This window comes from Micrococcus sp. KT16, from assembly GCF_003315015.1.
Classification (GTDB): domain Bacteria; phylum Actinomycetota; class Actinomycetes; order Actinomycetales; family Micrococcaceae; genus Micrococcus; species Micrococcus luteus.
The window spans coordinates 199,874-212,411 of the sequence record NZ_QNRG01000001.1 but is presented as its reverse complement, the minus strand read 5'-3'; the positions used below and the strand labels follow the sequence as shown (position 1 = coordinate 212,411).

The window sequence follows — 12,538 nt, the reverse complement described above, 5'->3', positions numbered from 1 at the left end:
AGAGACTATGACCAACACCCAGAACATCAAGGGCCTGCTGGGCACGAAGCTCGGCATGACCCAGGTCTGGGATGAGGACAACAAGCTCATCCCCGTGACCGTGGTCAAGGCAGACCCGAACGTCGTCACCCAGCTGCGCTCCGAGGAGACCGACGGCTACACCGCCGTGCAGATCGCCTACGGCCAGATCGATCCCCGCCGCGTGACCAAGCCCCTGGCCGGTCACTTCGAGAAGGCCGGCGTGACCCCGCGTCGCCACCTCGTCGAGCTGCGCACCGCCGACGCCGCCGAGTACTCGCTCGGCCAGGACGTGACCGTGGAGGTCTTCGAGGCCGGCCAGAAGGTCGACGTCGTGGGCACCACCAAGGGCAAGGGCTTCGCCGGCGCCATGAAGCGCCACGGCTTCGCCGGAGTGGGCGCCTCGCACGGCCAGCACAAGAACCACCGCAAGCCCGGCTCCGTGGGCGGCGCGTCCACCCCCGGCCGCGTGTTCAAGGGCCAGCGCATGCCCGGTCGCATGGGCGCCGTGCGCCAGACCACCATGAACCTGACCCTCCACGGCATCGACGTGGAGAACAACCTCCTGCTGATCAAGGGCGCGGTGCCCGGCTCCAAGGGCCAGGTCGTGCTCGTCCGCAGCGCCGTGAAGGGAGCCTGAGACCATGGCTGAGAACTCCGTGAAGACCGTCCAGGTCGATCTGCCCGCCGAGCTCTTCGACGTGCAGTCCAACGTGCCGCTCATGCACCAGGTCGTCGTCGCCCAGCTCGCCGCCGCCCGTCAGGGCACGCACAAGACGAAGCGCCGCGGCGAGGTGTCCGGTGCCGGTCGCAAGCCGTTCAAGCAGAAGGGCACCGGCCGCGCCCGTCAGGGCTCCATCCGCGCCCCGCACATGACCGGTGGTGGCGTCGTCCACGGCCCGACCCCGCGTGACTACTCGCAGCGCACCCCCAAGAAGATGAAGGCCGCCGCCCTGCGCGGTGCCCTGTCGGACCGCGCCCGCAACGGCCGCGTCCACGTCATCGAGGCCCTCGTGTCCGGGACCACCCCGTCCACCAAGGCCGCCAAGGCGGGCCTCGCGTCCCTGAACACCGGCCGCAAGAACGTGCTGCTGGTGATCGACCGGGCCGACGACGTCGCCGCCCTGTCCGCCCGCAACCTGCCCGCGGTCCACACCCTGTACGCCGACCAGCTGAACACCTACGACGTGCTCGTCTCCGACGACGTCGTGTTCACCCAGGCGGCCTACGAGGCGTACGTGGCCCAGGCTTCCGGCGCCAAGAAGGAGGATGCCCAGTGAGCGGCTCCATCAACAAGGATCCCCGCGACGTGATCATCGCTCCCGTCGTGTCGGAGAAGAGCTACGGTCTGATCGACGAGGGCAAGTACACCTTCCTGGTCGACCCGCGCTCCAACAAGTCCGAGATCAAGCAGGCGGTGGAGCGCATCTTCAACGTCGACGTGGCCTCGGTCAACACCCTGAACCGTTCCGGCAAGCGCCGTCGCACCCGCTTCGGGTGGGGCCAGCGCAAGTCCACCAAGCGTGCCATCGTCACGCTCAAGGACGGGACCATCGACATCTTCGGAGGTCCGCTCGCCTGATCGGCGTGCGGAGACCACTTAATCGAGGAACTGACACATGGCTATCCGTAAGTACAAGCCGACCACCCCGGGCCTGCGCGGCTCGTCCGTGGCCGACTTCGCAGAGATCACCCGGTCCACGCCGGAGAAGTCCCTTCTCCGTCCGTTGCACAAGACCGGCGGCCGCAACAACACCGGCCGCATCACCACTCGTCACAAGGGCGGCGGCCACAAGCGCCAGTACCGCCTGGTCGACTTCCGTCGCCACGACAAGGACGGCGTGCCCGCCACCGTCGCGCACATCGAGTACGACCCGAACCGCACCGCCCGCATCGCGCTGCTGCACTACGCGGACGGCGCCAAGCGCTACATCCTGGCCCCGGCCAAGCTGAAGCAGGGCGACGTGGTGGAGGCCGGCCCGAACGCCGACATCAAGCCCGGCAACAACCTGCCGATGCGCAACATCCCCGTGGGCACCACCATCCACGCGGTGGAGCTGCGCCCCGGCGGCGGCGCCAAGATGGCCCGCTCCGCCGGCGCCTCCGTGCAGCTGGTCGCCCGCGAGGGCAAGTACGCCCAGCTGCGCCTGCCCTCCGGGGAGATCCGCAACGTCGACGTGCGCTGCCGCGCCACGATCGGCGAGGTCGGCAACGCCGAGCAGTCGAACATCAACTGGGGCAAGGCCGGCCGCATGCGCTGGAAGGGCGTGCGCCCGACCGTCCGCGGTGTCGTCATGAACCCGGTCGACCACCCGCACGGCGGTGGCGAGGGCAAGACGTCCGGCGGTCGTCACCCCGTCAACCGGAACGGCAAGCCCGAGGGCCGCACGCGTCGTCCGAACAAGGAAAGCGACAAGCTCATCGTGCGTCGCCGTCGTACCGGCAAGAACAAGCGATAAGGGAGCAGGGAAGACATGCCTCGCAGCCTGAAGAAGGGCCCCTTCGTCGATCAGCACCTCTACCTGAAGGTTCTGGCCGAGAACGAGAAGGGCAGCAAGAACGTCATCAAGACCTGGTCCCGCCGGTCGATGATCATCCCGGACATGCTGGGTCACACCATCGCGGTCCACGACGGACGCAAGCACGTCCCGGTGTTCGTCACCGAGTCCATGGTGGGTCACAAGCTGGGCGAGTTCGCCCCGACCCGGACCTACCGCGGCCACGTGAAGGACGACAAGAAGGGCAAGCGCCGCTGAGCCTGAGGGCACAGCACGCTTGACCTTCTCGAGAATCGAAAGAGAGAAGCAATGGAAGCCAAGGCAATTGCGCGCCACCTGCGCGTGACGCCGATGAAGGCCCGGCGCGTCGTCGACCTGGTCCGTGGCAAGCAGGCCACCGAGGCACTGGCCATCCTGAAGTTCGCCCAGCAGGGCGCTTCGGAGCCGGTGTACAAGCTGGTGGCCTCCGCGGTGGCGAACGCCCGCGTCAAGGCGGACCGCGAGGGCCAGGCCTTCGACGAGGACGCCCTCTACATCACCGAGGCCTTCGTGGACGAGGGCCCGACCATGAAGCGGTTCCAGCCCCGTGCTCAGGGCCGCGCGTACCGCATCAACAAGCGCACGAGCCACGTGACCGTGGTCGTCGCGTCCAAGGACGAGAAGGGTGGGAACTGACAATGGGCCAGAAGATCAACCCCAACGGGTTCCGCCTCGGCATCACCACCGACCACGTCTCGCACTGGTTCGCGGACTCCCACAAGGAGGGCCAGCGCTACGCTGACTTCCTCAAGGAGGACGTCAAGATCCGCGAGCTGATGACCACCGGCATGGAGCGCGCCGGCATCTCCAAGGTGGAGATCGAGCGCACCCGTGACCGCGTGCGCGTGGACATCCACACCGCGCGTCCGGGCATCGTGATCGGCCGCCGCGGCGCCGAGGCCGACCGCATCCGCGGTGAGCTCGAGAAGCTCACCGGCAAGCAGATCCAGCTGAACATCCTCGAGGTCAAGAACCCCGAGACCGATGCCCAGCTGGTGGCGCAGGGTGTGGCCGAGCAGCTCGCCTCGCGCGTGGCGTTCCGCCGCGCGATGAAGAAGGCGATCCAGTCCGCCATGCGCGCCGGCGCGCAGGGCATCCGCATCCAGTGCTCCGGCCGCCTCGGCGGCGCCGAGATGAGCCGCTCGGAGTTCTACCGCGAGGGTCGCGTGCCGCTGCACACCCTCCGCGCGAACATCGACTTCGGCAAGTTCGAGGCCAAGACCACCTTCGGCCGCATCGGCGTGAAGGTCTGGATCTACAAGGGCGACCTGACCGCCAAGGAGCTCGCGGCCAAGGAGGCCGCGCAGCCCTCCGGCCGTGGCCGTGGCGGCGAGCGCCGTGGCGGCGGCGAGCGTCGTCGTCGCAACGATCGCGCCGAGCGTGCTCCCCGCCAGGAGAACGCCGGCGCCGGCGCCGAGACCCCGGCCGCCGCTCCCGCTGAAGGAGGCAACGCCTGATGCTGATCCCCCGTCGCGTCAAGCACCGCAAGCAGCACCACCCCAAGCGTTCCGGCGCCGCCAAGGGCGGCACCACCGTGACGTTCGGCGAGTGGGGCATCCAGGCGCTCACGCCGGCCTATGTGACCAACCGTCAGATCGAGGCCGCCCGTATCGCCATGACCCGCTACATCAAGCGTGGCGGCAAGGTCTGGATCAACATCTACCCGGACCGCCCGCTCACCAAGAAGCCCGCCGAGACCCGCATGGGCTCCGGCAAGGGCTCGCCGGAGTGGTGGGTCGCCAACGTCAAGCCCGGACGCGTGCTCTTCGAGCTGTCGGGTGTCACGGAGGACGTCGCCCGCGAGGCGCTCCGCCTGGCCATCCACAAGCTGCCGCTGAAGGCCCGTATCATCCGTCGAGAGGGTGGTGAGTGATCCCATGGCGATCGGCACCAAGGATCTGAACGTCGAGTCCCTGGACGGGATGGACAACGCCCGCCTGCTGGAGGCCCTGAAGTCCTCCAAGGAGGAGCTGTTCAACCTGCGCTTCCAGGCCGCCACCGGTCAGCTGGACAACGCCAGCCGGCTGAAGGCCGTCAAGCGTGACATCGCGCGCATCTACACGATCCTGCGCGAGCGCGAGCTGGGCATCCGCGGCGATGTCGCCGCCGAGGCGCAGGCCGAGAAGAACGAGGAGGCTGCCAAGTGACCGAGCAGACCCCGGCCGTCTCCGAGGAGCGCGGCTACCGCAAGGCCCTCCGTGGCATCGTCGTCTCCGACAAGATGGACAAGACCATCGTCGTCGAGGTCGAGGACCGCAAGAAGCACTCGCTCTACGGCAAGGTGCTGAAGACCTCGAAGCGCGTGAAGGCGCACGACGAGGACAACACCGCCGGCGTGGGCGACCGCGTCCGCCTCGCCGAGACCCGCCCGCTGTCCGCCTCCAAGCGGTGGCGCCTGGTGGAGATCGTCGAGCGCGCCAAGTGATCGACCCGGCCCCCTGAGGGCCGGCGACGCAGAGGGCCGCCCCGTGCACTGGCACGGGGCGGCCTTGTGCGTTAGACTCTGATATTCGTGCGCCCTCTCGTTGGCAGGACCATCCATCCTGTGTGCCGAGGGCCGCGCACGCCGATCCCGGATCCGCCTCGGCCCTGCCCTGCGCGCCCCTCCGCTCTCGACCTCCCCGACGCTGTCTGAACACGCGTCGCCGGGGGACGACGGCGGGCGGCCCGCCTCGGGGGAGGGGTAAGCGTCCCGGGATGCCCGTTCAACCGTTCCGCAAGGCTCGCCCATCGTGGGGGAGAACCGGCGCGACGCTAGGAGAGACAAGTGATCCAGCAGGAGTCGCGGCTCAAGGTCGCCGACAACACCGGTGCGAAGGAAATCCTGACCATCCGTGTTCTCGGCGGTTCCGGACGCCGCTACGCAGGCATCGGCGACACCATCGTCGCCACCGTGAAGGACGCCATCCCCGGCGGCAACGTCAAGAAGGGCGACGTCGTCAAGGCCGTGGTGGTCCGCACCCGCAAGCAGTCCCGCCGTCCCGACGGCTCGTACATCAAGTTCGACGAGAACGCGGCGGTCATCCTGAAGACCGACGGCGAGCCCCGTGGCACGCGCATCTTCGGCCCCGTGGGTCGCGAGCTGCGTGACAAGAAGTTCATGAAGATCGTGTCGCTCGCCCCGGAGGTGATCTGACCTCATGGCCAAGATTAAGAAGGACGACCTCGTCCAGGTCATCAGTGGCAAGGACAAGGGCAAGCAGGGCAAGGTCCTGCGCGTGTTCCCGGCGGATGAGCGCGTGCTCGTCGAGGGTGTGAACCGCGTGACCAAGCACCTGCGCGCCGGCCAGGACAACAACGGTTCCACCGAGGGCGGCCTGCAGGTCGTCGAGGCCCCGATCCACATCTCGAACGTGGCCGTGGTGGACCCGGAGACCAAGAAGCCGACCCGTGTGGGCTACCGCTTCGAGACCGTCGAGAAGGACGGCGTGAGCAAGACCGTGAAGGTCCGCTTCGCCAAGGCCTCGGGGAAGGAGCTGTGATGACCGAGGTGCAGCAGACCGAGAAGGTCACCCCGCGTCTGAAGACCAAGTACCGCGACGAGATCCGCGGCGCCCTGCAGGAGCAGTTCCAGTACGGGAACGTCATGCAGGTGCCGGGTCTCGTGAAGGTCGTCGTCAACATGGGCGTCGGCGAGGCCGCCAAGGACTCCAAGATCATCGACGGCGCGGTCGCCGACCTCACCGCCATCACCGGCCAGAAGCCGATGATCACCAAGGCCCGCAAGTCCATCGCGCAGTTCAAGCTGCGTGAGGGCATGCCCATCGGCACGCACGCCACGCTCCGTGGCGACCGCATGTGGGAGTTCCTGGACCGCCTGGTCACGCTCGCGCTGCCGCGCATCCGTGACTTCCGCGGCCTGTCCGACCGCCAGTTCGACGGCAACGGCAACTACACCTTCGGCCTGTCCGAGCAGACCGTGTTCCACGAGATCGATCAGGACAAGATCGACCGCGTGCGCGGCATGGACATCACCGTGGTGACGACCGCCAAGAACGACGACGAGGGCCGCGCGCTGCTCAAGGCGCTGGGCTTCCCGTTCAAGACCGACCAGTAAGACCTCCACGCCACAGGTCCTCCACCGGTGAACCGGTGGCGGAAACCACGGCGAGAAAGGGCGTGAAGCCCACATGACCATGACCGATCCCGTCGCAGACATGCTGACCCGTCTGCGCAACGCAAACTCGGCCTACCACGACACCGTGTCCATGCCGTCCTCGAAGCTGAAGACTCGCGTCGCCGAGATCCTCAAGGCCGAGGGCTACATCCAGGACTGGCGCGAGGAGGAGGCCGAGGTCGGCAAGAAGCTGACCATCGACCTGAAGTTCGGCCCGCAGCGTGAGCGTGCGATCGCCGGCCTGCGCCGCATCTCCAAGCCGGGCCTGCGCGTGTACGCGAAGTCCACGAACCTGCCCCACGTGCTGGGCGGCCTCGGCATCGCCATCCTGTCCACCTCCTCTGGTCTCCTCACGAACCAGCAGGCCGCCAAGAAGGGCGTGGGCGGAGAAGTCCTCGCCTACGTCTGGTGACGGGCAAGACGGAAGAAAGGCTGAACTGACATGTCTCGAATCGGACGTCTCCCGATCACCATCCCCGCCGGCGTCGATGTGACCATCGACGGCGACCGCGTCTCCGTGAAGGGCCCCAAGGGCCAGCTCGAGCACTCGCTGCCCACGCCCATCACGGCCACCCTCGAGGAGGGGCAGGTCACCGTGGCCCGCCCCGACGACGAGCGTGAGTCCCGCTCCCTGCACGGTCTGACCCGCACCCTCATCAGCAACATGGTCGAGGGCGTGACCAACGGCTTCTCCAAGCAGCTCGAGGTCGTCGGCACCGGCTACCGCGTGCAGGCCAAGGGCCAGGACCTCGAGTTCGCCCTGGGCTACTCCCACCCCGTCCCGGTGAAGGCGCCCCAGGGCATCACCTTCACGGTGGAGGGCAACAAGGTCACCGTCGCCGGTATCGACAAGCAGCAGGTCGGCGAGACCGCCGCCAACATCCGCAAGCTGCGCCGCCCCGACCCGTACAAGGGCAAGGGCGTGCGCTACGCGGGCGAGCAGATCCGCCGCAAGGCCGGAAAGGCAGGTAAGTGATGTCTACTCTGAAGGTGAAGGGCAAGGGCAAGTTCAACGCCCGCACCCGCCGCCACCTCCGGGTGCGCAAGCGGATCTCCGGCACCACCGTCCGTCCCCGCCTCGTCGTCAACCGCTCTGCACGGCACATGTTCGTGCAGGTCGTGGACGACACGCAGAGCCGCACGCTCGCGTACGCCTCCACCATGGAGGCCGACGTGCGTGCGCTCGAGGGCGACAAGACGGCCAAGGCCAAGCGCGTGGGCGAGCTCGTCGCCGAGCGTGCCAAGGCGGCCGGCATCGATGCCGTGGTCTTCGACCGCGGCGGCAACAAGTACCACGGGCGCGTCGCGGCCGTGGCCGACGGTGCGCGAGAGGGTGGGCTGCAGCTGTGACCGAGAACATCAACCAGAAGGACACTCAGGTGACCGAGAGCACCGAGACCACCGTCTCCGAGACCGGGTCGGGCTCGGCGAGCCAGACCACCGAGCGCGCCACCGGTGGCCGCGGCGGTCGCGACGGCGGCCGCGGTGGCCGTGACGGCGATCGTCGTGGCGGCCGTCGCGACGACCGCAACCGTCGTGGCGCCCAGGACGACGAGAAGGACCAGTTCCTCGAGCGCGTCGTGGGCATCAACCGCGTCTCCAAGGTCGTCAAGGGCGGCCGCCGCTTCTCCTTCACCGCCCTCGTGGTGGTGGGTGACGGCGACGGCACCGTCGGCGTCGGCTACGGCAAGGCGAAGGAGGTCCCCGCCGCGATCCAGAAGGCCGTGGAGGAGGCCAAGAAGTCCTTCTTCCGTGTCCCCCGCGTCGGCTCCACCATCCCGCACCTGGTGCAGGGTGAGGACGCCGCCGGCGTCGTGCTGCTCCGCCCGGCCTCCCCGGGTACCGGCGTGATCGCCGGCGGTCCGGTGCGCGCCGTGCTCGAGTGCGCCGGCATCCACGACGTGCTGTCCAAGTCCATGGGCTCCGTGAACGCGATCAACATCGTGCGCGGCACCGTGGACGCCCTCAAGAAGCTGGAAGAGCCCCAGGCCGTCGCCGCCCGCCGCGGCAAGGCCCTGGACGAGATCGCCCCCCATGCGATGCTGCGCACCATGGAGAACGATCGCGCCCAGAAGAGCGCGAAGGCAGGTGCGTGAGCCGTGTTTGAGCCCACCCGCAAGAACATCCAGCCCTCGGACGCCACCCTGGTCATCACCCAGACCCGCGGCGTCACGGGCTCCAAGCAGAACCATCGGGACACCCTGCGCTCGCTGGGCCTGAAGCGGATCGGCCACCAGGTCACCCGCAAGGCCGACGCGGTGACGGTCGGCATGGTCAACACCGTGCCGCACCTGGTGTCCGTGGAGGAGGTCAACAATGGCTGACAACGACGCCATCAAGGTCCACGACCTGCGTCCGGCCCCCGGTGCCAAGACCGCCAAGACCCGTGTGGGTCGCGGTGAGGCGTCGAAGGGCAAGACCGCCGGTCGCGGCACCAAGGGCACCAAGGCCCGTTACCAGGTCCGTGCGGGCTTCGAGGGCGGCCAGCTGCCCCTGCAGATGCGTCTGCCGAAGCTCCGCGGCTTCAAGAACCCGTTCCGCACGGAGTACCAGGTCGTGAACCTGGACAAGCTCTCCGCGCACTTCCCCGAGGGCGGTGAGGTCACCGTGGACGCGCTCGTGTCCAAGGGCCTCGTCCGTCGCGGTCAGCCCGTGAAGGTGCTGGGCACGGGGGAGATCACCTCGGCCGTGCAGGTGAAGGCGAACGCCTTCTCCTCGTCCGCCGTGGAGAAGATCCAGGCCGCCGGCGGGTCCACCGAGACCCTCTGACACGCCGACCCATCCACCGAGGGCCCTGGCCCGGAGCAGCCGCTCCGGACCAGGGCCCTCGGTCCGTCCGTGTAGACTCGCACAGCGGCCGCCCCGGTGTGGCCGCCGTCTCGTGCCCCGCCCCGCGGCCGGCGCGCCCCACAGGACCACCGCAGGAGGACTCGTGCTCAAGGCCATCGCCCGGATCGTCCGGACGCCTGACCTGTTGCGGAAGATCGCCTTCACGCTCGGGCTCATCGCCGTCTACCGGATGGGCGCCTTCGTGCCGGCCCCCGGGGTGGACTACCCGGCGGTGCAGCAGTGCCTCGCGGCGGGCAACGCCCAGGGCGGCCTGTACTCCTTCGTGAACATGTTCTCGGGCGGGGCGCTCCTGCAGGTGTCCGTCTTCGCGCTCGGCATCATGCCCTACATCACGGCGTCGATCATCGTGCAGCTGCTGCGCGTGGTGATCCCGCGCTTCGAGCAGCTCCACCAGGAGGGCCCGCAGGGCCAGGCGACGCTGACGCAGTACACCCGTTACCTGACCCTCGCCCTCGCCCTGCTGCAGGCGACCACGATGGCCTCGCTGGCCCGCACCGGGGCGCTGCTCGGATGCAGCCTGCCGCTGCTGCGCGACGGCTCCATCCTCACGGTGCTGCTCGTGGTCATCGCCCTGACCACCGGCTGTCTCATCGTCATGTGGTTCGGCGAGCGGATCACCGAGAACGGCGTGGGCAACGGCATGTCCCTGCTGATCTTCACCTCCATCGCGGCGGGCTTCCCGGCCGGCCTCGGCCAGGTGGTCCAGACGCAGGGCTGGCGCGTGTTCGCGATCGTCATGGGGATCGGCCTGCTCACCATGCTGGCCATCGTCTTCGTGGAGGAGTCGCAGCGCCGGATCCCGGTCCAGTACGCCAAGCGGCAGATCGGCTCGCGGACCGTGGGCGGGTCGAGCACCTACATCCCGGTCAAGGTGAACATGGCCAACGTCATCCCGGTCATCTTCGCCTCCTCCGTGCTGATGCTCCCGGGCATCCTCATCCAGTTCAACACGCCGCAGGACGGCAGTGCGCCGGCCCCGTGGATCACGTGGCTGAGCCGGTACTTCGGCCCCGGCGACCACCCGGTGTACATGGCCCTGTACTTCCTGCTCATCATCGGCTTCACGTACTTCTACGTGTCCATCACGTTCAACCCGGTGGAGATCTCGGACAACATGAAGCGCTACGGCGGCTTCATCCCCGGCGTCCGCGCCGGCCGGCCCACCGAGCGTTACCTGCAGTACGTCATCAGCCGCATCACGCTCGTGGGCGCCCTCTACCTGGGTATCGTGGCCATGATCCCGCTGATCGCCTTCGCGGTGATCGGCACCAGCCAGAACTTCCCGCTCGGCGGCACGTCCATCCTCATCATGGTGGGCGTCGGCCTCCAGACCGTGAAGCAGGTCAGCGCACAGATGGAGCAGCGCCACTACGAGGGCCTGCTGCGCTGAGCCCCGACCCGATCCCGCAACGCCGTCCGTATCGACAGTGAGGAACACACGATGACCCGCATGCTGCTCATGGGCCCTCCCGGTTCCGGCAAGGGCACCCAGGCCGCCCGGATCGCCGACAAGCTGGGGATCGTCCCGATCTCCACCGGTGACATCTTCCGCCACAACGTGAAGTCGATGACGCCGCTCGGCGTCGAGGCCAAGAAGTACATCGACAACGGCGACTTCGTCCCCGATGAGGTCACGAACCGCATGGTCGCGGACCGCATCGCCCAGGCCGACGCGGAGCACGGCTTCCTGCTGGACGGCTACCCGCGCACGAAGGGCCAGGTCGAGGCGCTGGACGCCATGCTCGCCGAGTCCGGCCAGTCGCTGTCCGCCGTCGTCGAGCTGGAGGTGCCCGACGAGGAGCTCGTGGAGCGTCTGCTCAAGCGTGCCGAGATCGAGGGCCGCGCGGACGACACCCAGGAGGTCATCGAGCACCGCCTGGACCTGTACCACCGCGAGACCGAGTCCGTCATCCAGGAGTACGTGGAGCGCGGCATCGTCGCCCGCGTGGACGGCACCGGCCAGATCGACGACGTCACCGAGCGCCTGCTGCAGGCCGTGTACTCCGTGCGCGCCGCCACGGGCTCCCTGCCCGTGATCCAGCCGGGCGCGGAGTCCTGACCCCGTGATCGGCCGCCGCTCGCTCGAGCTCAAGACCGCCCCCCAGCTGCAGGCCATGCAGCGCGCGGGGGTGGTCCTGTCCGAGGCCCTGGACGCCACGCTGGCGGCGGCCGCGCCGGGCGTCACCACCGCGGAGCTGGACGCCGTGTTCGCGGGCGTGCTGGCCGAGCGCGGTGCGACCTCCAACTTCCTGGGCTACTACGACTTCCCGGCCTCGATCTGCACCTCGGTCAACGACGAGGTCGTGCACGGCATCCCCGGGGACCGGGTCCTGCAGACCGGCGACGTGCTGAAGGTCGACGGGGGCGCGATCGTGGACGGCTGGCACGCCGACTCGGCCCGCACGGTGATCCTGGGCTCCTCCGCGGCCGGCACCGCGGACCCGGCCGACGAGCGCCTCTCGGCGATCACGCGGGAGGCGCTCTGGGTCGGCATCGCGGCCTTCGCCTCCGCCACCCACGTCGGGGACATCGGGGACGCCATCGACGACTTCGTCTCCGCGCAGCCGGGCGAGGAGCTCGGCATCCTCGAGGAGTACGTGGGGCACGGCATCGGCTCGGCCATGCACCTGCCGCCGGACGTGTTCAACTACCGCACCGGCCACCGGGGGCCCAAGATCCGCTCCGGTCTGGCGCTCGCCATCGAGCCGATGCTGGTGCGCGGCTCCATCGACACGAAGGTGCTCGCGGACGACTGGACCGTGGTGACCCTCGACGGCGCCCGCGCGAGCCAGTGGGAGCACTCGGTCTGCCGGCACGACGGCGGTGTGTGGGTGCTCACCGCGCCCGACGGCGGCGCCTCCGAGCTCGCCCGGTTCGGCGTGGTCCCGGTCCCGCCGGGGGAGTGAGGGGCCCGAGCTGTCGGCCGTCCGTCCCGCCCGTCCGGCGGACCGGGCGGCCGTCCTCGTCTGTGCTGGTTCTCAGACCGAGAATGCGGTATCATCGAACGTTGTTCGTG

22 protein-coding genes are annotated in these 12,538 nt (G+C 68.8%); all 22 read left to right on the top strand.

Going from position 1 to position 12,538, the window contains the following annotated elements:
- Positions 1 to 7: 7 nt before the first annotated feature.
- Complete coding sequence (gene rplC / locus DE149_RS01015) at positions 8 to 658, top strand: 50S ribosomal protein L3 (RefSeq protein ID WP_036317759.1); 651 nt, start codon at positions 8 to 10, stop codon at positions 656 to 658.
- Between the two features lie 4 nt (positions 659 to 662).
- On the top strand, positions 663 to 1,298 hold the full coding sequence (gene rplD / locus DE149_RS01010; RefSeq protein WP_041103272.1) for a 50S ribosomal protein L4: 636 nt from the start codon (positions 663 to 665) through the stop codon (positions 1,296 to 1,298).
- Positions 1,295 to 1,600 (top strand): 50S ribosomal protein L23, encoded by a 306-nt coding sequence (gene rplW, locus DE149_RS01005; protein ID WP_002857471.1) that lies wholly within the window; start codon positions 1,295 to 1,297, stop codon positions 1,598 to 1,600. The genes rplD and rplW overlap by 4 nt, the downstream gene beginning before the upstream one ends.
- 37 nt (positions 1,601 to 1,637) lie before the next feature.
- Positions 1,638 to 2,477 carry a 50S ribosomal protein L2 gene (gene rplB, locus DE149_RS01000; protein WP_010080386.1) on the top strand — a complete coding sequence of 280 codons (840 nt, stop codon included), beginning with the start codon at positions 1,638 to 1,640 and terminating at the stop codon, positions 2,475 to 2,477.
- A gap of 15 nt (positions 2,478 to 2,492) precedes the next feature.
- Complete coding sequence (gene rpsS, locus DE149_RS00995) at positions 2,493 to 2,774, top strand: 30S ribosomal protein S19 (RefSeq protein WP_002857475.1); 282 nt, start codon at positions 2,493 to 2,495, stop codon at positions 2,772 to 2,774.
- 51 nt (positions 2,775 to 2,825) lie between these two features.
- Positions 2,826 to 3,191, top strand: coding sequence for a 50S ribosomal protein L22 (gene rplV / locus DE149_RS00990; RefSeq protein WP_017487837.1), 366 nt, complete (start codon positions 2,826 to 2,828; stop codon positions 3,189 to 3,191).
- Between the two features lie 2 nt (positions 3,192 to 3,193).
- A complete protein-coding gene (rpsC, locus tag DE149_RS00985) occupies positions 3,194 to 4,012 on the top strand; it encodes a 30S ribosomal protein S3 (RefSeq protein WP_002857479.1) in 819 nt (272 codons plus the stop codon).
- Entirely contained in the window at positions 4,012 to 4,428 is a 417-nt protein-coding gene (gene rplP, locus DE149_RS00980; RefSeq protein WP_036317764.1) for a 50S ribosomal protein L16, read from the top strand. The genes rpsC and rplP overlap by 1 nt, the downstream gene beginning before the upstream one ends.
- 4 nt (positions 4,429 to 4,432) lie before the next feature.
- Positions 4,433 to 4,702 (top strand): 50S ribosomal protein L29, encoded by a 270-nt coding sequence (gene rpmC, locus DE149_RS00975; RefSeq protein ID WP_036317766.1) that lies wholly within the window; start codon positions 4,433 to 4,435, stop codon positions 4,700 to 4,702.
- On the top strand, positions 4,699 to 4,980 hold the full coding sequence (rpsQ, locus tag DE149_RS00970; protein ID WP_036317768.1) for a 30S ribosomal protein S17: 282 nt from the start codon (positions 4,699 to 4,701) through the stop codon (positions 4,978 to 4,980). Before rpmC ends, rpsQ begins: the two co-directional genes overlap by 4 nt.
- A gap of 342 nt (positions 4,981 to 5,322) precedes the next feature.
- Positions 5,323 to 5,691: a 50S ribosomal protein L14 gene (gene rplN / locus DE149_RS00965; protein WP_002857487.1), complete on the top strand. Its 369-nt coding sequence runs from the start codon at positions 5,323 to 5,325 to the stop codon at positions 5,689 to 5,691.
- 4 nt (positions 5,692 to 5,695) lie between these two features.
- Positions 5,696 to 6,037 (top strand): 50S ribosomal protein L24, encoded by a 342-nt coding sequence (gene rplX / locus DE149_RS00960; protein WP_036317770.1) that lies wholly within the window; start codon positions 5,696 to 5,698, stop codon positions 6,035 to 6,037.
- A complete protein-coding gene (gene rplE, locus DE149_RS00955) occupies positions 6,037 to 6,612 on the top strand; it encodes a 50S ribosomal protein L5 (protein WP_036317773.1) in 576 nt (191 codons plus the stop codon). The genes rplX and rplE overlap by 1 nt, the downstream gene beginning before the upstream one ends.
- Positions 6,613 to 6,685: 73 nt before the next feature.
- A complete protein-coding gene (gene rpsH, locus DE149_RS00950) occupies positions 6,686 to 7,084 on the top strand; it encodes a 30S ribosomal protein S8 (RefSeq protein WP_002857494.1) in 399 nt (132 codons plus the stop codon).
- 30 nt (positions 7,085 to 7,114) lie between these two features.
- Positions 7,115 to 7,648: a 50S ribosomal protein L6 gene (gene rplF, locus DE149_RS00945; RefSeq protein WP_036381545.1), complete on the top strand. Its 534-nt coding sequence runs from the start codon at positions 7,115 to 7,117 to the stop codon at positions 7,646 to 7,648.
- Positions 7,648 to 8,022, top strand: coding sequence for a 50S ribosomal protein L18 (gene rplR, locus DE149_RS00940; RefSeq protein WP_044659552.1), 375 nt, complete (start codon positions 7,648 to 7,650; stop codon positions 8,020 to 8,022). The genes rplF and rplR overlap by 1 nt, the downstream gene beginning before the upstream one ends.
- Positions 8,019 to 8,768 (top strand): 30S ribosomal protein S5, encoded by a 750-nt coding sequence (gene rpsE, locus DE149_RS00935; protein WP_002857500.1) that lies wholly within the window; start codon positions 8,019 to 8,021, stop codon positions 8,766 to 8,768. Before rplR ends, rpsE begins: the two co-directional genes overlap by 4 nt.
- 3 nt (positions 8,769 to 8,771) lie before the next feature.
- Positions 8,772 to 8,996, top strand: coding sequence for a 50S ribosomal protein L30 (rpmD, locus tag DE149_RS00930; RefSeq protein WP_002857502.1), 225 nt, complete (start codon positions 8,772 to 8,774; stop codon positions 8,994 to 8,996).
- On the top strand, positions 8,989 to 9,441 hold the full coding sequence (gene rplO, locus DE149_RS00925) for a 50S ribosomal protein L15 (RefSeq protein ID WP_036317776.1): 453 nt from the start codon (positions 8,989 to 8,991) through the stop codon (positions 9,439 to 9,441). The genes rpmD and rplO overlap by 8 nt, the downstream gene beginning before the upstream one ends.
- A gap of 163 nt (positions 9,442 to 9,604) precedes the next feature.
- Entirely contained in the window at positions 9,605 to 10,912 is a 1,308-nt protein-coding gene (secY, locus tag DE149_RS00920) for a preprotein translocase subunit SecY (protein ID WP_049146302.1), read from the top strand.
- Between the two features lie 51 nt (positions 10,913 to 10,963).
- Positions 10,964 to 11,581, top strand: coding sequence for an adenylate kinase (locus tag DE149_RS00915; protein ID WP_036317780.1), 618 nt, complete (start codon positions 10,964 to 10,966; stop codon positions 11,579 to 11,581).
- 4 nt (positions 11,582 to 11,585) lie between these two features.
- Entirely contained in the window at positions 11,586 to 12,428 is an 843-nt protein-coding gene (gene map / locus DE149_RS00910; RefSeq protein ID WP_080981695.1) for a type I methionyl aminopeptidase, read from the top strand.
- Positions 12,429 to 12,538 lie beyond the last annotated feature (110 nt).